This window comes from Micromonospora sp. C81 (assembly GCF_018070425.1).
Classification (GTDB): Bacteria; Actinomycetota; Actinomycetes; order Mycobacteriales; family Micromonosporaceae; genus Micromonospora; species Micromonospora zamorensis.
Genome location: NZ_JAGPXS010000006.1, coordinates 123,433 through 143,330, shown reverse-complemented (window position 1 = coordinate 143,330; position 19,898 = coordinate 123,433). Strand labels below are relative to the sequence as shown.

Here is a 19,898-nt window from a genome sequence, read left to right as displayed (position 1 = left end):
ACGCCATCTCCTTCCATCAGGCGAGGGTGGTGACTGGGCGGGCGAGCACAGCGCGGACGACGCGACGGGCACGATGCAGACGGACCCGGGCGGCGACCGGCGAGATCCCGAGGGCGGTCGCCGCGTCCGCGACGGTGAGGCCGTCCACGGCGACCAGTTCGACAAGCGTCCGGGTGTCCTCGGGCAACTCGCTCAGCGCGCGATGGGTACGGCGGGCCGCCGACTCGGCATCGATGCGCTCCTCGATGCGAGCGATGTCGTCGGGGCCCAGGTCCCGTCGTCCGGCCAGCCGGCCGGTCACCCGCAGCCGTTGGGCCGCCCGCCTTCGCTCGTCGCCGATGACATTGCGAGCCACCCCGTACAGCCAGCCGATCTGGCTGCCCCGGTCCGGCCGGTAACCCGCTGCCGACTCGATCACCGCGAGGAACACGTCGGCGGTCAGGTCGGCGGCGAGGTGCGGATCGTCGACCCGCCGTGCCACGAACCGGCCCACCGCCTCCACGTGCCGCCGGTAGAAGACCGCGAAGGCCACCGGGTCGACTCCGATGCCGGAGATGTCATCGTCCGCTGGGCTGGGGTCATTCACAGGCCGTCCTCTCGTAGCCGTTACACCCCTTATTCGTACGGCGGAGTGCGGGTGTTACCGGAGCCGGACGCGGTGCCGACGGCGGGTTGGCGGCAAACCCCCGCGAACCGGCCCCGGTTGCGAGCAGGATGAGATGGATTCGCCCAGCGACACGGTGAGCGGGGGTTCGACCGTGAACGACGGACTGATGACCAGGCGGAGCGCCCACGATGTCGGAGAGACAATCTCCGCGTTGCGGGCTGAGGCGCAACGGGTCGGTGCTGCGGTGGTGGCGGTGGTCGACCATGCGGCGGCCGCCCGAAAGGTCGGACTGAGCATGCCCGACACGCAGGTGATCATCTTTGGGAACCCGCAGGCGGGCACGCCGCTCATGCTGGCCCGTCCCGAGATCGCCATCGACCTGCCGATGCGGCTCATGGTGCGCGACGACGGGCAACCCGGCTCGCTGATCACCTGGCAGGACCCCGCGTACCTCGCCCAGCGCTACGGGCTCGGTGCGGACCAGCTCGCGCCCCTGAACGCCCCGGCCACTGTCGCTTCCGCGGTCGAGGGTCGCTGAGCCCGGCCCGGCCGCACCACGCGGAGTCCCCCTAGGGGCGAGCGACGGCGGCGGCCATCCGGCGTACCGCCTCGGTGATCAGCTCCGGCGCGGTGGCCAGATTCAACCGGACATGCCCGCTGCCGCCGGTGCCGAAGGCCAGACCGGAGTTGAGCGCCACCCGGCCCCGGTCGAGGAACACCGCGGCGGGGTCGTCGCCGAGACCCAGGGCACGGCAGTCGAGCCAGGCGAGATAGGTGGCCTGACCGGGCTGGTAACGGATGGCCGGCAGGTGCTCGGCGAGCAGCGCGGAGAGCAGACGACGGTTGTCGTCCAGGCCGGCCAGCAGGGCGTCGAGCCACTCGCCGCCGTCGGTGAAGGCGGCGGTGTGGGCGATCACGCCAAGGTGGCTGGTGCTGACGCTGGCCTCGAACGGAACCCGGGCGAGGTCACCGGCCGCCGCCGGGCCGGCGACCAGGAGACCGCCGCGCAGACCGGCCAGGTTCCACCCCTTGGAGGCGGACATCAGTGACATGCCGTTCTCCGCGCCGGGCACCGAGAGGTACGGCACGAAGCGCGCTCCCCCACCCACCACCGGCGCGTGGATCTCGTCGGCGACCACCCGCACCCCGTGCCGCTCGGCCAGACGGGCGACGGCGGTCAACTCGTCCACGGTGTGCAGGACGCCGGTCGGGTTGTGCGGGCTGCACAGCAGGTACGCGGCCGGCTGCCCACCGGCCCGAGCCTGCCGAAACGCCTCCTCCAGCGTGTCGAGGTCGATCCGCAGGTCCTGGCCGAGCGGCGCCTCGACGATCCGGCGGTCGGCGTGCGCCACGAACTCGTAGAACGGTGGGTAGACCGGGCAGTTGACCACCACCGCGTCCCCCGGCTCGGTGACCAGCCGCAGCACTTCGACGATGCCGTGCATGACGTCGGGCACCAGCGCGGTGCGTTCCACTGCCAGCCCGTCCCAACCCCACCGACGCCGGGCGAACTCCGCCAGCGCCTGCGGGTACGCCGTACCGGAGGTGTAGCCGGTGTCGCCGCGCGCGACGGCGTCGGTGATCGCCCGCGCGACCGGCTCGGCCAGCGGCACGTCCATCTCCGCCACCCAGAGCGGCAGCACGTCGTCGGGGTACTCCCGCCACTTGAGGCTCGTCCGTTGCCGGAGCTGGTCGAGCGTGAGCTGGCGAAGGGGGTTCACCGGGCTTCGGGCACCACTGAGCACACCAGTCATCGCTGAAGCCTATTCCGCTTCGTCTGGGCCCCGCCGACGTCGTTGGATGGGCCGGCGATGAAGGACCGTGACCGTCCCTGGTTGCCGCCGCCGTCGCAGGGGCCAGAGTTCGAGCAGGATTCCGTCGCCGCCGAATGAGAGCCTGACCGGAGCGGTTCACATCAACGGGGAGGGTCGATGACGAAGCGTGCGATCCGGGTGGCGCGGATGTTCGACGGCGAGCGACTCGTGGACGGCGGGGTGCTGGTCCTGCTGGACGGTGGGCGCATCGTCGACGTGCAGCGGGGCCGGGCCGAGGCGCCGGAGGGCTGGCCGGTGCGCGAGGAGCCGAACGGCACCGTGCTGCCCGGTCTGGTGGACGCTCACGTACACCTGTGCGCCGATGCCGGTCCCGACGCGCTCGGCCGGCTCGCCGAGCGTCCCGAGACGGACCTCGACGCGGTTGTCGAGGCGTCACTGCGCGCGCATCTGGCGGCTGGCGTCACGACCGTTCGGGACCTGGGCGACCGGCGCGGTGCCGTGCTCCGGTGGCGGGCCCGGGAGGTGCGCGACGACCTGCCCACGGTGGTGGCCTCGGGTGCCCCCGTCACCACCGTCGGCGGGCACTGCTGGTCGATGGGGGGCGAGGTGAGCGGCGTCGACGGGATCCGCGAGGCCGTACGCCTGAAGGCGGCAGCCGGGGCCGACCTGGTGAAGGTCATGGCCAGCGGCGGCGTGTTCACCCCCGGCACGGACACCACCCGGCCGCAGTTCACCGACCAGGAGCTGACCGCCGCGCTGACCCGGGCGCACGATCTGGACCTGCCGGTGACAGTGCACGCGCACGCGCTCAACGCCGTCGAGCAGGCGCTGCGCGTCGGTGTCGACGGCATCGAGCACTGCACGTGCGTGACCGCGGCCGGCGCCCACGTCCCCGACGAGGTCGCGGACCGCCTGGCCGCGTCCGGGGTGGCGGTCTGTGCCACGCTCGGCACCGACCCGGCCGTGGTCACGCCGCCGGAGGTGGTGGCGATGGCGGCGCGGGCCGGGCTCAGTGCGGCAACGCTGCGCGACGGCGCCGCCACCCTGCACCGGGCCGGGGTCCGCCTGGTGGCCGGTTCGGACGCGGGTCTCGGCCCCGCGAAGCCGCACGGGATCCTGCCAGAGACGCTGGTCGAGTACGTCGCCTGCGGCATTCCCGCCACCGCCGCCCTCACCGCGGCCACCTCGGTTGGTGCCGAGGTGTGTGGCCTGGGGCGGCGCAAGGGCCGCGTCCGCCCCGGGTTCGAGGCTGACCTGCTGGTCGTGGACGGCGACCCGACGAGCGACATCAGCGCACTGCGCCGCCCGCTCGCCGTCTACCGCGCCGGCAACCCGGTGAGGTGACGATGTCCGAGCAGCAGGCATCCACGCTGTAGAAGCCTCAGCTGGTCAATCCCGGCCGGCCTCGGGGTTTCGCCGGCTGTCGCTTCCGGGTAGCGGGTGGGTCATGAACCGCAATCTCGTGAAGGCTCTGCAGGTCGCGTGGGGGCTGCCGGAGTTCCGCAGCGGGCTGCGACACCTCATCGATCTCGACGAGGTGTCGGTGCTGCTGGCCACGCTGTCCGTCGCGGATCAGGATCGCGAGGTGGAGAGCAGCCTGTTGAGCCTGCTGCGGTCCAGCTTGGACACTGTCGAGATCCGGGAAGCGGTGTTGCTGCTGCTGGAGCGGGACGAGGTGCGCAGGCCGCTCGTCGCGGCGGTGGTGGAGCCGCTCGCGGACCGGCCGGGTCAGGCCGCTGCCATCGCCTCGGCGGCCGAGGATCCCGCGGTGCGACGTGAGGTGCGGGCGGTCCTCGACAGCGCCAAGGCGCGCGAGCTGATCTGGCAGGCGATCGACAACCAGGTCAGCGACAACCGGTTCGGCTTGATCCGTCGGGCGGCGGTGCTGTTCGTCAGACACCCGAGCGTCCGACGCCTCGCGTGGGCCGCGCACCGGCACGGCGTGTTGCGCGAGCTACGCCGCCGGCCGCTGCCCACGCCTGACATTGCCGAGGACGGCGGACGAGCGCGAGCGTGAGGGTTATCCGATGACGTCGAGGCCGGTCAGGTCGGCCGACAGCGCCCAGAGGCGGGCCGCCTCACTGTCGTCTGTGGGGCTGCCGTCGGTGCGCTGGCAGTCCAGGCAGTAGTCGCCGCCGTTCGCGTCGAGTTGAGGTGACGTGGCGGCCCAGACCTGGGTCGCCGCGCCTTGCTCGACGGTCTTGAACAGCCCCGGCGTCGGAGTTCCGTCCGCGTCGATCCAGCCGGCGGCGACCATCTCCTCGACCGCGAGGTGTCGTTGCAGGGGCGTGCGGACCCAGCCGGGGTTGACCGAGAAGGCGCGGACGCGCTGCCCTCTGCCGAGCAGGTCGAGGTGACGGGCGAACAGCACATTCGCGAGTTTGGACTGGGTGTACGCCTCCCACTTGTCGTAGCCGCGCTCGAACTGCACGTCATCCCACCGGATACGCCACGTCGGGTTGCGCCCGGAGGCGACCGAGACGACACGAGCCGTGCCGGCGGCGGTGAGCGCGGGCCACAGGAGGTTCACCAACGCGTAGTGGCCGAGGTGGTTGATCGCGAGGTGCGCTTCCCAGCCGTGTCCTGTCCGTGTCTCCGGGCAGGCCATGATCCCGGCGTTCGCGATCAGGATGTCGAGGGCGGAATGGCTGCGAAGGAACCGTTCGGCGAACGCGCGGACGGAGCCGAGGTCGGCAAGGTCGAGTTGATCGACCTCGACCCCGGGTACGCCGGCGAGCGCACGTTGCGCCGCGTCCGGCCGGAGGGCGGGGACGACGACCCGAGCCCCGGCTTGGGCGAACGCCCGGGTCGTGGCGAGTCCGAGGCCGGAGTAGCCACCCGTGACGACGGCGGTCCTGCCGGTCAGGTCGATGCCGGCGAGGACATCCGCGGTGGTGCTGTGGGCGCCGAACATGGTGTGGGTCGTGTGGCTTGTCATGTCGCGGACGCTAGGTGCTAGACCGAGGTCTAGGTCAATGGCTACGGTCGACGCCATGGCAGACGGGGACCTGAGTATCGGGCAGGTGGCGCAGCGCACCGGCTTGAGCGTGCACACTCTGCGGCTCTACGAGCGTGCGGGCCTGTTGGCCGGTGACGTGCGGCGGGACGGGTCCGGCAGGCGTGTCTACAGCGCCTGGGATGTCGAGTGGCTGGCGAACTGCGTGAAGTTCCGCGCTTCCGGCATGCCGCTCACGACGATCAGCCGCCTGGCCCAGCTCGTCCGCGAGGGCAGCGGCAACGAGGCCGAACGGCTCGATCTGCTCCGCGAACACCGGCGCCACATCACCGAGCAGTTGGCGCGGCTGAGCGACTGCCTCGAGCTCGTCGACGTCAAGGTGGCCAGCTACGAGCAGCACCTCACCGCCGGCGGCTCGGGAGATCCCTGGCAACAGCAGCACCCGGTGACGGTTGCGGACGGAAGACCCTCCGGTACGCCCCGGGCGTGACGCCGAGGAGTTGTCCGAACTGGAACCGGAAGTTGCTGGTCGTCGGAAAGCCGGTCTGGGCAGCGATCCGGTCGACGGTGTGGTCGGTGGTCTCCAGCAGGTCCTGCGCGTGGCGGATGCGCACCCCCGACACCCACTGCATGGGGCTCTGCCCGGTCTCGTCCTTGAATCGGCGGGTCAGCGTGCGCACGCTCATGCCGGCAGCGGCGGCGATGTCCGCGAGGGTCAGGTCACGGTACGCGTTCGCCTCGATCCACGAGAGCGCTCGTTGCAGCGTCGACGTCCGGTGCGTTGCCCGGTTCCGAACGATGTACTGCGCCTGCCCTCCGGGGCGGTGCAGCGGCGCGACGGCGAGGCGGGCGGCGTCCGCCGCGACGGCCACCCCGTAGTCGCGCTGGACGATGTGCAGGCACAGGTCGAGACCGGACGAGGCGCCAGCGGACGTCAGGATGCTTCCGTTGTCCGTGTAGAGCACATCCGGGTTCAGCCGGACAGCGGGATGCCTTCGTGCGAGTTCGTCAGCGGCGAGCCAGTGGGTCGTCGCGTCTCGGCCGTCGAGCAGGCCCGCTTCGGCCAGCGTGAACGCGCCGACACAGATCGAGGCGATTCGCGTCCCACGGTGGGCTCCGGCCCGCAGTGCCGCGAGAACAGCGGGCGGCGACGGTTGCAACGGGTCGTTCCTCCCTGGCACCACGACGAGGTCGGCCCGCTCGATCGCGTCCAGCCCCTCATCGACGGCCAGGCGCACCGGACCGGCCTGGACGGACGGTTCGTGACCGGCGACGACGACCCGGTATCCCGGGCGGCCGTCCGGTAGGCGCACGCGTCCGAAGGTTTCGATCGGGGTGGCCAGATCGAAGGCAATCACATCGGGGAGCGCAAGCACGACGACGGTGTACACCCCCGCAGGATAGGGCACTTCGCGATTGGCCAGATCCAGGAGCTATCTGTCTTGATAGCCATGGCAACGCGGTCCGGCGCGGCGCAAACATAGGAGGAAACGCTCACCGGAAGAGATCCTCAATGACACAGGTCCACGTCCAGATCGTGCTCTTCGACGGCTTCGATCCCCTTGATGTCATCGCCCCGTTCGAGGTGCTCACCGCCGGCAGTCAGTTCCTCGGTGGCGCGCTCGCCGTGGAGTTCGTCAGCGCGAGCGGTCCCGGCGTCGTACGAGCCGGCAACTCCCAGATCACCCTGACGGCCACCGCCAGGCTCGATCCGGACGTACCCGGCTACGTGGTCGTCCCGGGTGCGGTCGGCCCCGTCGGCGGGGACCCGGACGCCGGAGACGAGACGATCCCCGTACTCCTGGGTCGGTTCGCGCAGAGCGACGCGATGCCCCTCATCCGCCACGCGCTCGACAACCCGAAGATCACCGTCGCGGCCTTCTGCGGGGGATCACTCGCCCTCGCGATGGCCGGTCTCCTCGAAGGTCGCACCGCGACCACGCATGTGCTCGGCATCGACATGCTCGACGCCACCGGCGTGCACGCCGTCCGCGCGCGCGTGGTCGACGACGGCGGCCTGGTCAGCGGCGGCGGCGTGACGTCGGGTCTCGACGTAGCCCTCTACCTGCTCGAACGGGACTTCGGTTCGCAGGCCGCGCACGCGGTCGAGGAGCTGTTCGAGTACGAGCGTCGCGGCACCACCTGGAAGACCACAGGTCAACACGCGGCCTGACCTGCCCCGCCCCTCGAAGAAGGAAAGTCACCAAGCAGATGAACACCATTGTCGGCACCTGGCTGCTCCGCATGAAGACACCCGTCGGCACCATCGAGGCCGCCTACCACTTCGAGGAAGAGGATGGCGTGATCCACGGCAGCGCGACCGGCGCTGGCGAGACCACGCCCCTCACCGACATCGTGGTCCACGAGGACCCGACCGGGCAGCGCGTCACCTGGCGGCAGAGCATCACCAGACCGCTGCGCCTCAACCTGGCGTACGACGTCATCGTTCACGGCGACGCCCTCTCCGGCGAGTCCCGCGCCGGGCGGCTGCCGCGGACGCGCGTGAACGGTGAGCGGAGCGCGTGAGGGGGTTCCCATGGCGGTCCACGTGGTCACGGCAATCCTCGCCAGCGGCACCGGTCGCCATCGCCGCGAGCATGTTCCCGCGCTCCGCGCCCCCTGGGTCGGCGCCCGCCGGCGCCGCACGTGCGCCCGCGTCGCCGGACATCGGGCGGCGGGCTCTGTCGGACCGGCCCGCTAGCATCGCCGCGAACGCCATCGAGACGGAGGCTGTCATGACCCAGGGCGACACCACCACGTTCGTCGACAGGGACCTACGAGGCGCGCGGTTCAACAGGTCGACGTTGGCCGGCGCGGTCATGCGCGGCGTCGATGTCAGCGGGCTCGACATCGATGCGCCGTGGCTGGCGGACGGCACGCTGCTGATCAACGGTGTCGACGTGGTGCCGCTCGTCGAGGCCGAGCTCAACCGACGGTTTCCCGGCCGCGAGCTGAAGGATGCCGGCGATCCCGAGGGCCTGCGCGTGGCGTGGGCGGCACTCGAACGAGCCTGGTCGGCGGCCGTCGACCGGGTGGAGTCCATGCCGCAGAGCACCGCCGAGGCCTCGATCGGTGGCGAGTGGTCGTTCGCGCAGACCCTGCGCCACCTCGCGTTCGCCACGGACGCATGGCTCGGCAAGGCGATCCTGCGCCTGCCGCAACCCTTCCATCCGCTCGGGCAGCCATACACCGAGTACGAGACGGATGGATTCGACATGTCGGTCTTTGCCACGCGGCATCCGAGCTTCGCCGAGGTGCTCGACCTGCGTGCCGAGCGGCAGGCCATGGTGCGCGGCTTCCTCGCGACCGTCACACCGGGGCTGCTCGCCGAGCCTCGGCCGACCCCGTGGTCACCCGCGCACGAGCGGCCGGTCCTGCACTGCCTCCACGTGATCTTCGACGAGGAGTGGGAGCACCTTCGCTACGCGACACGCGACCTCGACGCGCAGCAGTAGGACCGGCCGGGCTCAGTCGGTCGGCAGGAGCGGTCGCATGAAGGTCCGCTCGTACCGCACGACACAACCCGAGTCGTCGCGGATGCTGTCCGCCGCGACGAACTCCGGGTCATTACCGAACCGAGCACGGTACCGCTCGTAGGCTGCCAGGCTCTCGAAACTGAACAGCGCCTCCGCCTTGTCGCTGGCTCCCTCGGCGGGCAGGAAATAGCCGTGGTGCACGCCACCGTGCGCGGCCACCAGCCGCATCCACTCACGAGCGAAGCGCTCGAATGCCTCGATCTGCGCGGGGTCGATGGTGTAGTGCACGACGCAAGTGATCATCGCGCCACCATACGGGCCGGTGCTCGCGCATCGCAGCACGACCGCGGTCAGCGGCAGGAGCGTGCTGGAAGGTTCGAGAATGCCCGCTAGGCCGTGTCTCCTGGATCCTGGTCGGTGGGATCGAAGCTGCGGTTGAGCAGTTCCAGGCCGGTAACGGGCTGGAAGCCGACCTCGGTATAGAGCCTCAGAGCCGGGGCGTTGTCGGTCTCGGTCTGGAGTGACACACGACGCGCGCCAGCGGAACGCGCGTTGTGGATGGTGTGCTCCAGGAGGGCGTTCGCGATGCCGCTACGGCGATGGCGCGGGGCCACGTAGAGGTCGCGGATCGACCATGCGGTGCCCAGCGTGAGCGACGCCGGCATGATCATGGCCGTGATGAAGCCGCAGACGTCATCGGCTCGGATGGCGGCAGCGGCGGAGAGCCGGTGTTGCGCGAGCTGGTCGTGCAGCCAGGTGCGGGTGATCTCAGGGGATGACGGTTGGCCGTAGTGCACGCGATAGTCGTCAAACAGAGCAGCTACCTGATCGAAGGCCGGATGGGTGCAGCCGATGGGCACGATCGTCGTCGTCACGCCGTAAGTGTGGCCGACGGTCAAGCCGAGGTTGGTTACTGTCCCCCGTCTCGACAGCAGGTGCGGCACATCGCTGGGACGAGTGGTGACTAACCTCCCAGGCCATGGGTGAGGTACGCAGGGCGACGGTGGCAGATGCAGCGGAGCTGGTTCGCCTACGTGGGGTGTTCCTCGAGGATGGCGCCTCTCCCGAGCCGGCCACTGACGAATGGCGGCGAGTGGCGTTCGAGGTTCTTCAGATCCGGCTCGCCGCTCCGGACCCGACAATGGTTGCCTTCGTTGTCGACCGTGCTGACCGGTCCGGCGCATTGGCTGCGTGCGCGGTTGGTGCTGTCGACTGCCGGCTCGGCGGGCCAGACGATCCAACGAGCGAGAGCGGATACATCTTCAACGTGGTGACTGATCCGGACCAGCGGCGACGCGGCTACTCCCGACTGTGTGTGACGGCACTGCTCGACTGGTACCGCGACCGCGGAATCCGGACTGTGGACCTGCGCGCGTCCCCGAGTGGCGAACCGCTCTATCGCTCGCTTGGCTTCGGCCGCACCACCTATCCAGCTATGCGGCTTCGACTGCCCACGAACCAAGTGACGTTGGAGCACTAAGGGCTGGTTGGCGGGGCCACGACCAGCTCGGTATCCGGGTCGTGGTCAGTCCGCGAAGGGCCGGCCACGATCAGGGTGCCCGGTGTCCGGTCCACTTGAAGCTGGCACCGTCCACGGTTGTTGGCACCAGTGGTGGCGCCGTCCGGATTATGTTGGCACTGGTCTCCGGTCTCCGACATCTGGCGTCTGTCTCGCTGTAGCTGGTGACGGCCAGGGCGGTGTCAAACCTCGAAGGTGGGTGCTCGGTTCACCGAAGTTGGCTTGGAAACTGGTAGCGTGCGCGGCTTCCGAGACCTACGCGTCCGCACCAGTTCACGAGGAGGAGCCGAACGATGACGGATACCGGAACGCGGTTGGAAGGCGGCGGCACTTCTGGGTCACGGAGCAGGCGAGCGGACGACTGGTTGGCAGACATCCGGATCTCCTACGACACGGTCGCCGACAGTTACTCCGACTACACACGGGTGGCTTTGGCTGGGGAGCCCTATCTGCTCGCGGCCTTGGCGTTGTTCGCCGATCTGGTCCACGCCGCCGGCGGTGGCCCGGTGGCGGACGTGGGCTGCGGACCAGGCCATGTCACTGCCCACCTGCATAAGCTGGGCGTCGATGCCTTCGGCGTCGATTTGTCACCCGCGATGATCGACATCGCTCGGCGGGAGCACCCCGACCTGCGGTTCGAGGTGGGTTCGATGACGGACCTACAACTCGCTGACGCATCGATCACTGCCCTGCTCGCCTTCTGGTCGTTGATCCACATCCCCGACGACGAGATCCCGGCGGTTCTTAGCCACTTTCGGCGGGTGCTGCGTCCCGATGGACCTCTGTTGCTCGGCTTTCACGTCGGAGATGAGTCACGGCTGAAGACGGAAGGCTACGGCGGTCATCCGATGAAGGTCTACGTGCACCGCCGTCAGCCGGACCGGATGGCGACCTGGCTGCGCGATGCCGGATTCACGGTCAAGGCCCAGATGCTGCTCGGCCTCGACGAGAGCCTTCCAGGAGCGGTCCTCTTTGCACACCGCCGGCAAGAAGGTGCCAACTAAACCTGGACGGAAACGCTTCCGCCGTCCGCACCTAGTTGGCACCGCAACTGCTCACGCGCGACGATTAGTGCCACCTTCACGTGGACCGGACACCCGGGACCACGGGCGTTCCCGCAGCATGAACGGCAGTTCCTATCGGCATTTCTGCGTGGCCCGCATGTTTGCGTGTCACGCAAGAAGTGCTAGCGTGGTGGCATGACGGGGCTTCGGGAGCGCAAGAAGGCCGAGACGCGGGCGGCGCTCGGCTGGGCCGCCATCCACCTCGCCGTCGAGCGCGGCTACGACAACGTCCGCGTCGAGGACATCGCCGAGGCGGCCGGTGTCTCCCCGCGCACCTTCAACAACTACTTCTCCAGCAAGGCGGAGGCGATCGCCTCCCGCCACCTCGACCGCAGCCTGCGCACCGCCGCCGCGCTGCGCGAACGCCCCGCCGACGAGCCGCTCTGGGCGGCGCTCACCCAGGCAGCGCTGGAGCAGTTCACGCCCGGCCCCGAGGTCGAGGCGATGCCCTCCCCCGCACACGCCCAGTGGGTGGCCGGTGTGCGCACCATGCTCGCCGAGCCCGCGCTGCAGGGCGAGCGGCTGCGCGCCGTCGCGGTCGCCGAGGCCGAGCTTGCCGCCGCGGTCGCCGAGCGCACCGGCACCGACCTCGCCACCGACATGTATCCGAGGCTCGTCGCGGCCGCCGCCAGCGCCGCCGTCACCGTCGCCATGCAGCACTATCTCGACAGCACCGACCCGCCCACCCCGATCGAGCGCCTGATCACCGACGCCTTCGCCCAGGTCGCCGCCGGGCTCCCGCCGCCCCGCTGAAGCCCCGGCCCGCACTCACCGCACAACCTCATCCACGCCTTTCAGCCGCGTCGTACCTCCGCGGCGGGCCGGCCGCGTGCCGCGCCTGCCGTGGCGATGACGCACACCCCGAAGGGATCACCATCATGATCGATGTCCTCATCGTCGGAGCCGGCCCCAACGGCCTCATGCTCGCCTGCGAGCTGGCCCTCGCCGGCGTACACCCCGTCGTCCTCGAACGCCACGCCGCGCCCACCGGCGAGCCCCGCGCCAACGGCCTCGTCGGCCAGGTCGTCCGCCTGCTCGACCGGCGCGGGCTCTACGGGCGGCTCAGCGGCGAGAGCACCCCACCGTCGCCCCAGCCGGCCTTCGTCTTCGGCGCGTTCCCACTGGATCTCACGATGGTCGCGGAGAACCCGCACTACGTGCTCGGCGTGCCGCAAGCCCAGCTCGAGGCCGCCCTCGCCGATCGGGCCGTCGAGCTCGGAGTCGACCTGCGCCGCGGCCACGAGGTCGTCGACCTCCGCCAACGGCCCGACGCGGTCGAGGTCTGCCTTGCCGACGGTACGCAGCTCACCTCCCGCTTCCTCGTCGGTGCGGACGGGGGCCGCAGCGCGGTGCGCCGCCTCGCCGGCATCGGCTTTCCCGGCGCCACCTTCGACCGGTCCATCTCCCGTACCGCCACGGTGAGCGTCCCTGCGTCGTCCCTCGACCCCGAGACCGGTGGCCTTCGTGCGCCCGGTTACGGCGTCGTCCCACCGTTCCAACACACCCGCACCGCGCGCGGCCTGATCGCCTGGGCCCCGTTCCCCGGCCGTCCGGCGATCCTGAGCACGACGGAGTGGCCCGACGCGCCGACCAGCGACGATACCCCGATGGACCTGGCGGAGCTGCGCGCCAGCGTCGCCCGGGTGCTCGGCGTGGACATCCCCTTCGGCGCGCCAGAGGGCCCCGGACTGTTGCGGCGGCTGACCGGCGGCAACACCCGCATCGCCGACCGCTACCGCGCCGACCGGGTGCTGCTGGTCGGCGACGCCGCGCACGTGCACCCCGCGATCGGTGGCCCCGGCCTCAACCTGGGCCTCCAGGACGCCGTCAACCTGGGTTGGAAGCTTGCCGCCACGGTGCGCGGCTGGGCACCGCAGGGTCTGCTCGACACGTACGAGACCGAGCGCCGCCCCGTCGCCGAACGGGTCGTCATGTCCACCCAGGCACAGTCGGCGCTCATCGGCCCCGGCGACGAGATCACCGGCCTTCGGCAACTCTTCGCCGAGCTGCTGCGCAAGCCGGAGGTGACAGGGCACATCGCGGCGCTGATGTCCGGCGCGGACATCCACTATCCCGCCGATCCGGCCGACCCGTTGGCGGGCCGCTTCGCCCCCGACGTGGTCGTGCACAGCGAGCACGGCGCGCTACGCCTCGCCGAGCTGACCCGCGCCGCCCGGCCGCTGCTGTTGGACTCCACGGGTGCCTACGCCGGAGTCGCCGCGCCGTGGCGAGACCGGGTCGACGTGGTCACCGGCGCGCTGGAGGGCACGACCGCGACCGCGTTGCTGGTACGCCCCGACTGCTTCGTCGCCTGGTCCGCCGGAAACGCCGACACCCTGCGCGCCTCGCTCGCCCACCACTTCGGCCTTCCACTGTGAGCGACAGAGCCGTCCGCCTCACCGAACCTGGTCGGCTGATCTCCTCGGACCGCTTCCCGCTGATCGGCGGCTGTACGAAACAGTTGTCCCCACCAGCAACACCGCGCCGGTGAAAAAGTAGGTGTTGATTCCGATGCCGGTCCAGAACTCGCCCGTGGAGATGTCTGCGGCCCCCATGAAGCCACCGCGACGGACGCCCGTGACCATCAGCAGATTCTCGGCCATCCCCGGAACACCCCGGATGACGAGCAGCACGCTGCCGCCCAACAGCGGCGCCAGCAGTAACCACCGAGGGAGATGTCGAGCCGGCGGGCGGACGGTGGCCAGGACGACGGCTGCCCCGATGGCCGACATCGAGATGAGCACAACGTTGAAGATCACGTAGGCCCTCATGTCCCAGGGGCCGTCACCGGTCGGATCGTCGCCGGGAAAGAACACCAGGATCACGTGCGACACCACAAAGAAGATCAACCATGCGAAGGCGCCGTACGCCCAGCGACGATCGGTGAGAGCGGGCATACCAGCACCATCGCCTCGGCAGCACCCTGACGCCTCCCTCCCTGGGTGGGTCTCACTCCCGCAGAGGAGCGAGGCGCGGGGGCGTCAACGCACGCATCGCGACGAACGGGATCACTCCTGCCGGAGATTCTGTTTTCGCTCGTCTGCGTCATGCGGTTGAGGCGGGCGCCTCTTCGGCGTCATGTTCGCGGAGCATGCTCAGCAGCCCGGGAAAGCGTTGTTCCACGTCGTCGTAGCGCAGCGTGACCAGCCGGCGAATGCCGTCGACGCGAGTGCGGATCAGTCCGGCATCGCGCAGAACCTTGATGTGGTGCGACAGCGTCGACTTGCCGATGGTGAAGCGGCTGCCCTTGAGGACGTCGCTGCCGCACGTCCAGTCCCCAGCGGCGTCGAGGGCACGCACCAGCGTGAGCCGCACCGGGTCGGCGAGCGCGCTGAGCACGACGTCGATCGTCACGGTTTCGATGGAAGGTTCGATCACCTCGGTCACGAGACGAAGCCTAGCCAGATGTTGCGGAAAGTACGACCCTCGTCGTACTGTTCGACGCAGCTCGAACAGTACGATGCAGATCGAACATAGGATGTGTCATGAAAGCGATCGTCTACCGCGACAACGGCGGCCCCGACGTGCTCCAACTCGTCGAGCGTCACCTGACCGCACCCGACGCCGGCGAAGTCCGAGTCCGGGTCGCCGTGTCCGGGGTCAACCCGACCGACTGGCAGGCCCGCTCCGGCATCGCCCACCGCAAGCTGTTCTCCGAGATCACCCCACACCTCGACGGCGCCGGCGTGATCGACGCCGTCGGTGACGGGGTTGATCCGGGCCGGGTCGGTCAGCGGGTTTGGCTGTTCATGGCCGCCGCCGGTCGGCCCACCGGCACCGCAGCCGAGTTCACCGTCGTACCCGCCGATCAGGCTGTGCCACTGCCCGACGGGGTCAGTTTCGACGTCGGCGCCTCACTCGGCGTCCCCGCGCTGACCGCACACCGTGCCCTCACCGTCGCCGAGGACGGACCACGCCGCCTGCACCCCGGTGCACTCGATGGCAAGGTGGTGCTCGCCGCCGGCGGAGCCGGCGCGGTCGGGCACGCGGTGATCCAACTCGCCCGATGGGCAGGCGCCACCGTGATCGGCACGGTCAGCGGCCCGGAGAAGGCGAAGCTGGCCGCTGCGGCTGGAGCCCACCACACGATCAACTATCGCGAGGGTGACCCGGCCGCCGCCATCCGCGCGATCGCCCCCGACGGCGTCGACATCGTCGCCGAGGTGGCGCTCGGCGCTAACCTCACCCTGGACCTGGCCGTGCTGCGTGCCCGCGGCACGATCGCGACGTACGCCAACGAGGGCGGACGGGCGGTCGAGCTGAACGTGGGCAAGAACATGGTGTTGAACACCCGCCTGCAGTTCCTGGTGCTCTACACGGCTGGCCCGCAGGCGCGCGCCGCAGCCGTCGAGGACGTCGTCGCCGCGATCCGTGACGGCGCCCTGCCGGTTGGCGAGGAGCACGGCCTGCCACTGCTCCGCTTCCCACTGCACCGCACCGCCGACGCTCACCGAGCCGTGGAGGCCGGCGTGGTTGGCAAGGTACTGGTGGACGTCACGCCCTGACGTTCGACCAGCTACCGCATCTCCGGCTCGCATCGGGCGCGGATCGGCTCATCGGCAGATCCGCGTACCGGCCACTCGTCGTGCCCACTTCTCGGATCACGTGCTTTGATCAAGACGTCGATACGAGGGGGCCTGGTGGGGCGCAGAGCGATCATCTTTCACGGGACCGGCGGCAACCCGGACGTGTGCTGGTATCCCTGGCTGGCGGAGCGACTCCGGGCCCGGGGCTACACCGTCGAGGTGCCGCACCACCCGGGCATCAACGTCGAGCCGATCGCGACGTTCCTGCCGAAGGTGCTCGACGGGCACAGCTTCGACGAGGACACGGTCCTGGTGGGCCACTCGGGGGGCGCGGCCCTGCTGCTGGCGCTCCTGGAGCATGTCGATGTGACAGTCGCCCAGGCGATCCTGGTCGCGGGCTACTGCACCCGCCCCAACACTGAGGAAGAGCCGGTCCTCCAGCAGAGCTACGACTGGGCCGCGATCCGGTCGCACGTGCGGGACATCTACTTCATCAACTCACGCAAGGATCCGTACGGCTGCGACGACCGACAGGGGCGCGCCATGTTCGAGCGGCTCGGCGGCACCCAGATCGTGCGCGACGATGGGCACTTCGGCGACTACAACCAGCCCTACGACCGGTTCGAACTTGTCGACCGACTCATCCCCTGACGCCGCCGGCGCGACCCGGGGTGCGCTGCCCGGCATGGAAGACTGGCCGGGTGCCCTGGGAAGCCGCGATTCCGCCCCGCCCGCCGTCGCATCCCGTCGCCCTCATTCCGGTCGACCGTTCACATCGGGCGGTGCTCGGCAATCTGGGTCAGTTGTACCGTCATGATCTGTCAGAGGCTTACGGTCACCTCCCGAACGACGACGGCACGTTCAACGACCGGCCGCTGGACCGGTTCCTCGCCGGTGTCGACCCGCAGCGCCGCGCGTGGTTGATCGCTGCGGCCGGCCGGACAGCGGGCTTTGCGATGACGACCCCAACTGAGGACGGCGGCACGTCCATCACGAGTTTCTTCATCGTCCGCGCGCTGCGTCGCACAGGCGTCGGTCGCGCCGCTGCCGTTCGAATCATCGCCCTGTTCCCGGGGCGGTGGAGCATCGGCTTCCAGCGCTACAACCCCGGCGTCGAAGCGTTCTGGTCGCAGGTAGCGACCCAGGTCGTCGGGGACACGTGGAAGACCCACGACGGTCCCACTCCCGAAAGCCGGCCTCCCGACACCTTCCTCACCTTCTCCACCTCCGGATGAACCAGAGGCGGTAGCGGTCGCAGCGTGACGCCTGAAGAGACCGCGCCGCCTGCTGAGCACCGGGCACGGATCAACCTGAGGCACTCCTGCGCAGGTACGTGTCGGCCAACTGGCGAAGCCGTGCCCTGTCGAAGCTGTGCCCGTGGCCGGGATGGACGACGGACACGTCGAGGTCGGCGAGCATCTGCATGCTTCGCCGGTAGGCAGCCACGTCCGAGTTCGGCAGATCGTCGATCAAGGCACCGTCGTAGATGATGTCGCCGGAATACAGGGTCCCGGTGCGCTCCTCCAGCAGGGCGATGCTGCCCGGTGTGTGACCGGGAAGGTGCAGCACGGTCAGCACCCGCCCGCCCAGGTCGATCCGGTCGCCGTCGTCGACCATCCGGTTCAGGGCCATGGGTGCGATGCGGTAGCTGGCCGGGTCGTAGCCGGGACTGGGCAGGGCGTCGAGCATGAGCTCCGGGACGGGCTCTCCCGCCGGGTCGATCCCGAGTTTGTCGTAGAGCTCCGCGCCGTACAGGCTCGCCGGTACGCCCGCCACGAGGACCTCGGCCTCGGCGGGGTGGGCGGCCCGGTCGGCGAACTCGGCTGCTCCACCGACATGATCCAGGTGCGCGTGGGTGAGCAGGACCATCGGATCGCGGTGGAACAGGCGCGGGATCGCCTCGCGCAGGGGGACGACACCGAGCCCGGCGTCGATCACCAGGTCTCGATCAGTGCCGCGCAGCCACCAGAAGTTCGCGGACAGCAGCTCGTTGACGTGCGGCTCCGAGATCCGGATGACGTCGTCACCCACCTCGGCCTGCGTATGCCAGTCCACCATGTCCGCCAGTGTGCCAGCGCGGCCCCCGAACCCCTGACGGCCGCGTAACACCCCAGGACCCTTTTTAGGGATCTTCCCAACGTCGATATCCAGTGATATCTATGTCACACCGAATCTCCCACCCCCACTGGAGCGCGACGTGCGGAAATCCCGTCTGGCAACCCTCACCCTGAGCCTGGCGACGGCCCTGGCCGCCACCCTCACCCTGGCAGCGCCCGCCGAGGCCGCTCCCAGCGACCATTACGTCGCCCTTGGCGACTCCTACTCTTCGGGGGTGGGTGCCGGCAGCTACACCGCCGAGAGTGGCTCCTGCCAGCGCAGCACCAACGCCTACCCTGCGTTGTACGCCACCAACGTGCGACCCGCGTCGTACCGTTCGGTTGCCTGCTCCGGTGCCACGACCGCCAGCGTGAACAACACGCAGCTCAGCGCGCTCAGCACCACCACGACCCTGGTCAGCGTCACGGTCGGCGGCAACGATGTCGGGTTCGCCAACATCATGACCACCTGCGTGCTCTACGGGACCAACGACTGCGTGGCCGCCGTGCAGACCGCCGAGGACAAGGCGCGGGCCGACCTCACCAACCTGCTGCGCACCGTCTACAACGGAATCCGCACCCGTGCGCCGTCGGCCCGGGTGGTGGTCGTCGGCTACCCGGTCTTCTACCAACTGGGCACGACGTGTGTCGGGCTCAGCGCCACCTCGCGAGCGAAGATCAACGAAGGTATCAACCTGGTGAACGACCTCACCCGCAGCGCCGCCCAGGCCGCCGGCTTCACCTTCGCCGACGTCCGGTCGCAGTTCGTCGGGCACCAACTGTGCAGCTACGGCGACAAGTGGTTGCACGCCCTGAACTTCGTCAACCTCGGCATCTCCTACCACCCGACCGCGGCCGGCCAGTCCAGCGGCTACTACCCGGTCTTCCGCTCCGTCGCCGGCTGACGTCGGTGGCACGCGGGGCGATACCCATCGCCCCGCGTGCCCCGTCGAACTCGGTCGGCCCCGTACAGGATCAGCACTCGGGCCTACGGGCCGAGGAGATGGTCACGCGAGGAAGCCGTGCAGCGCCGCCGTGAGGTCGTCGGGGTTCTCCTCGGCGACGTGATGCCCGGACTCGATCGGGTGACCGCGCAGATCGTCGGCCCAGGGCCGCCAGACAGCGAGCGGATCACCGTACAGGTCCTCCATGTCGTCACGGGTCGACCAGAGAAACAGCGTCGGACAGCGGACTGTGCGACCGGCACGCCGGTCGGCTTCCTCGTGCTCCCGATCGACACCCAGGCCGGCGCGGTAGTCCTCCAGCATCGCCCGGACCGTGGCCGGGTCGTGGATGGCCTCCCGGAACTCCTCGTAATTCTCGGCCCCCATGCTCTGCGGCTGGGCCTTGTTGCCGTACCAGGCATCGGGGTCGACGGCGATGGCCCGCTCCGGCTTGTCGGGCTGCGCGAAGAAGAACCAGTGGTACCAGTCGTGGGCAAATCGCGCGTCGCACCTGGCGAGGGCCTCACTGATGGGCACGCCATCGAGAACCACGAGCCGGCTGACCACGTCCGGGTGGTCCAGTGCCAGGCGCAACGCCACGTAGCAACCACGGTCGTGGCCGACCGCGGCGAACGTCGGATGACCCAGGACGTCCATCAGACGGACCATGTCCCCCGCGACCGCCCGTTTGGACTGCTGCGAGTGGTCCGGGAGGAGCTTCGCCTTGCCGGACCTCCCGTAGCCGCGCATGTCAGGGCAGACGACGGTGAAGCCGCGGTCCACCAACCGCGGTGCCACCCGGTGCCACGTCGACCCGGTGCGCGGATGCCCGTGGATGAGGAGCACCGGGGGCCCCTGCCCGGCGTGCCGGACACGGAGTTCCACCTCCCCGACGTCGACCCTCTCGTCGGCGAAACCGTCAAACATGCGCGACG

25 protein-coding genes are annotated in these 19,898 nt (G+C 69.8%); 15 read left to right on the top strand and 10 right to left on the bottom strand.

Annotated features, from left to right (window positions below):
• Positions 1-16: 16 nt before the first annotated feature.
• Positions 17-586 carry an RNA polymerase sigma factor gene (locus KBX46_RS13305; protein ID WP_210792730.1) on the bottom strand — a complete coding sequence of 190 codons (570 nt, stop codon included), beginning with the start codon at positions 584-586 and terminating at the stop codon, positions 17-19.
• Positions 587-773: 187 nt separating this feature from the next.
• On the opposite strand from KBX46_RS13305, the gene KBX46_RS13300 reads away from it, so the two are divergent.
• Entirely contained in the window at positions 774-1,145 is a 372-nt protein-coding gene (locus KBX46_RS13300) for a DUF302 domain-containing protein (RefSeq protein WP_210792729.1), read from the top strand.
• Positions 1,146-1,176: 31 nt separating this feature from the next.
• Here the strand turns inward: KBX46_RS13300 and KBX46_RS13295 are convergent, their stop codons facing one another.
• The gene (locus tag KBX46_RS13295) at positions 1,177-2,361 is read right to left on the bottom strand and encodes a MalY/PatB family protein (RefSeq protein ID WP_210792728.1); all 1,185 of its coding nucleotides are present in this window, start codon (positions 2,359-2,361) and stop codon (positions 1,177-1,179) included.
• A 177-nt stretch (positions 2,362-2,538) separates the two neighbouring features.
• Here KBX46_RS13295 and KBX46_RS13290 point away from each other — a divergent pair, with 177 nt between their 5' ends.
• On the top strand, positions 2,539-3,726 hold the full coding sequence (locus tag KBX46_RS13290) for an amidohydrolase family protein (RefSeq protein ID WP_210792727.1): 1,188 nt from the start codon (positions 2,539-2,541) through the stop codon (positions 3,724-3,726).
• Between the two features lie 103 nt (positions 3,727-3,829).
• A complete protein-coding gene (locus tag KBX46_RS13285) occupies positions 3,830-4,399 on the top strand; it encodes a hypothetical protein (RefSeq protein WP_210792726.1) in 570 nt (189 codons plus the stop codon).
• Positions 4,400-4,402: 3 nt separating this feature from the next.
• Here KBX46_RS13285 and KBX46_RS13280 read toward each other — a convergent pair whose 3' ends face one another.
• A complete protein-coding gene (locus KBX46_RS13280; RefSeq protein ID WP_210792725.1) occupies positions 4,403-5,320 on the bottom strand; it encodes an oxidoreductase in 918 nt (305 codons plus the stop codon).
• Positions 5,321-5,375: 55 nt separating this feature from the next.
• Here KBX46_RS13280 and KBX46_RS13275 point away from each other — a divergent pair, with 55 nt between their 5' ends.
• Positions 5,376-5,828, top strand: coding sequence for a MerR family transcriptional regulator (locus KBX46_RS13275; protein ID WP_088951664.1), 453 nt, complete (start codon positions 5,376-5,378; stop codon positions 5,826-5,828).
• Here the strand turns inward: KBX46_RS13275 and KBX46_RS13270 are convergent.
• The gene (locus KBX46_RS13270) at positions 5,740-6,747 is read right to left on the bottom strand and encodes a GlxA family transcriptional regulator (RefSeq protein WP_210792724.1); all 1,008 of its coding nucleotides are present in this window, start codon (positions 6,745-6,747) and stop codon (positions 5,740-5,742) included. The two genes, KBX46_RS13275 and KBX46_RS13270, sit on opposite strands and share 89 nt — an antisense overlap.
• Positions 6,748-6,851: 104 nt before the next feature.
• Here KBX46_RS13270 and KBX46_RS13265 point away from each other — a divergent pair, with 104 nt between their 5' ends.
• The 3 genes from KBX46_RS13265 to KBX46_RS13255 all read left to right on the top strand — a co-directional run bounded on the left by KBX46_RS13265 (position 6,852) and on the right by KBX46_RS13255 (position 8,793).
• Complete coding sequence (locus tag KBX46_RS13265; RefSeq protein ID WP_210792723.1) at positions 6,852-7,511, top strand: DJ-1/PfpI family protein; 660 nt, start codon at positions 6,852-6,854, stop codon at positions 7,509-7,511.
• 38 nt (positions 7,512-7,549) lie between these two features.
• Positions 7,550-7,864 (top strand): hypothetical protein, encoded by a 315-nt coding sequence (locus KBX46_RS13260; protein WP_210792722.1) that lies wholly within the window; start codon positions 7,550-7,552, stop codon positions 7,862-7,864.
• Between the two features lie 278 nt (positions 7,865-8,142).
• Positions 8,143-8,793, top strand: coding sequence for a DinB family protein (locus KBX46_RS13255; protein ID WP_210792721.1), 651 nt, complete (start codon positions 8,143-8,145; stop codon positions 8,791-8,793).
• A 12-nt stretch (positions 8,794-8,805) separates the two neighbouring features.
• Here KBX46_RS13255 and KBX46_RS13250 read toward each other — a convergent pair whose 3' ends face one another.
• The gene (locus tag KBX46_RS13250; RefSeq protein WP_308159490.1) at positions 8,806-9,102 is read right to left on the bottom strand and encodes an NIPSNAP family protein; all 297 of its coding nucleotides are present in this window, start codon (positions 9,100-9,102) and stop codon (positions 8,806-8,808) included.
• Positions 9,103-9,203: 101 nt separating this feature from the next.
• Entirely contained in the window at positions 9,204-9,689 is a 486-nt protein-coding gene (locus KBX46_RS13245; protein WP_210792719.1) for an N-acetyltransferase, read from the bottom strand.
• Between the two features lie 104 nt (positions 9,690-9,793).
• On the opposite strand from KBX46_RS13245, the gene KBX46_RS13240 reads away from it, so the two are divergent.
• The 4 genes from KBX46_RS13240 to KBX46_RS13225 all read left to right on the top strand — a co-directional run bounded on the left by KBX46_RS13240 (position 9,794) and on the right by KBX46_RS13225 (position 13,775).
• Positions 9,794-10,294 carry a GNAT family N-acetyltransferase gene (locus tag KBX46_RS13240; RefSeq protein ID WP_141908990.1) on the top strand — a complete coding sequence of 167 codons (501 nt, stop codon included), beginning with the start codon at positions 9,794-9,796 and terminating at the stop codon, positions 10,292-10,294.
• A gap of 332 nt (positions 10,295-10,626) precedes the next feature.
• Entirely contained in the window at positions 10,627-11,337 is a 711-nt protein-coding gene (locus tag KBX46_RS13235) for a class I SAM-dependent methyltransferase (protein WP_088947684.1), read from the top strand.
• 195 nt (positions 11,338-11,532) lie between these two features.
• The gene (locus KBX46_RS13230; protein ID WP_088947683.1) at positions 11,533-12,150 is read left to right on the top strand and encodes a TetR family transcriptional regulator; all 618 of its coding nucleotides are present in this window, start codon (positions 11,533-11,535) and stop codon (positions 12,148-12,150) included.
• Positions 12,151-12,275: 125 nt separating this feature from the next.
• The gene (locus KBX46_RS13225) at positions 12,276-13,775 is read left to right on the top strand and encodes an FAD-dependent monooxygenase (RefSeq protein ID WP_210792718.1); all 1,500 of its coding nucleotides are present in this window, start codon (positions 12,276-12,278) and stop codon (positions 13,773-13,775) included.
• Between the two features lie 18 nt (positions 13,776-13,793).
• Here KBX46_RS13225 and KBX46_RS13220 read toward each other — a convergent pair whose 3' ends face one another.
• The gene (locus KBX46_RS13220; protein ID WP_210792717.1) at positions 13,794-14,294 is read right to left on the bottom strand and encodes a hypothetical protein; all 501 of its coding nucleotides are present in this window, start codon (positions 14,292-14,294) and stop codon (positions 13,794-13,796) included.
• Positions 14,295-14,442: 148 nt separating this feature from the next.
• Positions 14,443-14,784 carry a helix-turn-helix transcriptional regulator gene (locus KBX46_RS13215; protein WP_231927348.1) on the bottom strand — a complete coding sequence of 114 codons (342 nt, stop codon included), beginning with the start codon at positions 14,782-14,784 and terminating at the stop codon, positions 14,443-14,445.
• A 98-nt stretch (positions 14,785-14,882) separates the two neighbouring features.
• Between KBX46_RS13215 and KBX46_RS13210 the strand changes: the two genes are divergently transcribed.
• The 3 genes from KBX46_RS13210 (at position 14,883) to KBX46_RS13200 (ending at position 17,158) form a co-directional block, all read left to right on the top strand.
• Positions 14,883-15,902, top strand: a complete 1,020-nt coding sequence (locus KBX46_RS13210; RefSeq protein WP_210792716.1) for an NADPH:quinone reductase — start codon at positions 14,883-14,885, stop codon at positions 15,900-15,902.
• A gap of 135 nt (positions 15,903-16,037) precedes the next feature.
• On the top strand, positions 16,038-16,574 hold the full coding sequence (locus tag KBX46_RS13205; RefSeq protein ID WP_210792715.1) for an alpha/beta hydrolase: 537 nt from the start codon (positions 16,038-16,040) through the stop codon (positions 16,572-16,574).
• A 50-nt stretch (positions 16,575-16,624) separates the two neighbouring features.
• Positions 16,625-17,158, top strand: a complete 534-nt coding sequence (locus KBX46_RS13200) for a hypothetical protein (protein WP_210792714.1) — start codon at positions 16,625-16,627, stop codon at positions 17,156-17,158.
• 70 nt (positions 17,159-17,228) lie between these two features.
• Here KBX46_RS13200 and KBX46_RS13195 read toward each other — a convergent pair whose 3' ends face one another.
• Positions 17,229-17,981 (bottom strand): MBL fold metallo-hydrolase, encoded by a 753-nt coding sequence (locus KBX46_RS13195; protein ID WP_210792713.1) that lies wholly within the window; start codon positions 17,979-17,981, stop codon positions 17,229-17,231.
• A 139-nt stretch (positions 17,982-18,120) separates the two neighbouring features.
• On the opposite strand from KBX46_RS13195, the gene KBX46_RS13190 reads away from it, so the two are divergent.
• On the top strand, positions 18,121-18,924 hold the full coding sequence (locus KBX46_RS13190; protein WP_088947677.1) for an SGNH/GDSL hydrolase family protein: 804 nt from the start codon (positions 18,121-18,123) through the stop codon (positions 18,922-18,924).
• Positions 18,925-19,026: 102 nt separating this feature from the next.
• On the opposite strand, the gene KBX46_RS13185 is transcribed toward KBX46_RS13190, so the two are convergent.
• Positions 19,027-19,890, bottom strand: coding sequence for an alpha/beta fold hydrolase (locus tag KBX46_RS13185; protein WP_210792712.1), 864 nt, complete (start codon positions 19,888-19,890; stop codon positions 19,027-19,029).
• Between the last annotated feature and the right edge of the window lie 8 nt (positions 19,891-19,898).

What these genes read in the sequence shown, in the direction of transcription:
- KBX46_RS13300 (WP_210792729.1), top strand. Translation starts at nt 774, where the DNA reads ATGACCAGGCGGAGCGCCCACGATGTCGGAGAGACAATCTCCGCGTTG.
- KBX46_RS13295 (WP_210792728.1), bottom strand. Translation starts at nt 2,361, where the DNA reads ATGACTGGTGTGCTCAGTGGTGCCCGAAGCCCGGTGAACCCCCTTCGC.
- KBX46_RS13290 (WP_210792727.1), top strand. Translation starts at nt 2,539, where the DNA reads ATGACGAAGCGTGCGATCCGGGTGGCGCGGATGTTCGACGGCGAGCGA.
- KBX46_RS13285 (WP_210792726.1), top strand. Translation starts at nt 3,830, where the DNA reads ATGAACCGCAATCTCGTGAAGGCTCTGCAGGTCGCGTGGGGGCTGCCG.
- KBX46_RS13280 (WP_210792725.1), bottom strand. Translation starts at nt 5,320, where the DNA reads ATGACAAGCCACACGACCCACACCATGTTCGGCGCCCACAGCACCACC.
- KBX46_RS13275 (WP_088951664.1), top strand. Translation starts at nt 5,376, where the DNA reads ATGGCAGACGGGGACCTGAGTATCGGGCAGGTGGCGCAGCGCACCGGC.
- KBX46_RS13265 (WP_210792723.1), top strand. Translation starts at nt 6,852, where the DNA reads ATGACACAGGTCCACGTCCAGATCGTGCTCTTCGACGGCTTCGATCCC.
- KBX46_RS13260 (WP_210792722.1), top strand. Translation starts at nt 7,550, where the DNA reads ATGAACACCATTGTCGGCACCTGGCTGCTCCGCATGAAGACACCCGTC.
- KBX46_RS13240 (WP_141908990.1), top strand. Translation starts at nt 9,794, where the DNA reads ATGGGTGAGGTACGCAGGGCGACGGTGGCAGATGCAGCGGAGCTGGTT.
- KBX46_RS13235 (WP_088947684.1), top strand. Translation starts at nt 10,627, where the DNA reads ATGACGGATACCGGAACGCGGTTGGAAGGCGGCGGCACTTCTGGGTCA.
- KBX46_RS13230 (WP_088947683.1), top strand. Translation starts at nt 11,533, where the DNA reads ATGACGGGGCTTCGGGAGCGCAAGAAGGCCGAGACGCGGGCGGCGCTC.
- KBX46_RS13225 (WP_210792718.1), top strand. Translation starts at nt 12,276, where the DNA reads ATGATCGATGTCCTCATCGTCGGAGCCGGCCCCAACGGCCTCATGCTC.
- KBX46_RS13220 (WP_210792717.1), bottom strand. Translation starts at nt 14,294, where the DNA reads ATGCCCGCTCTCACCGATCGTCGCTGGGCGTACGGCGCCTTCGCATGG.
- KBX46_RS13210 (WP_210792716.1), top strand. Translation starts at nt 14,883, where the DNA reads ATGAAAGCGATCGTCTACCGCGACAACGGCGGCCCCGACGTGCTCCAA.
- KBX46_RS13195 (WP_210792713.1), bottom strand. Translation starts at nt 17,981, where the DNA reads ATGGTGGACTGGCATACGCAGGCCGAGGTGGGTGACGACGTCATCCGG.
- KBX46_RS13185 (WP_210792712.1), bottom strand. Translation starts at nt 19,890, where the DNA reads ATGTTTGACGGTTTCGCCGACGAGAGGGTCGACGTCGGGGAGGTGGAA.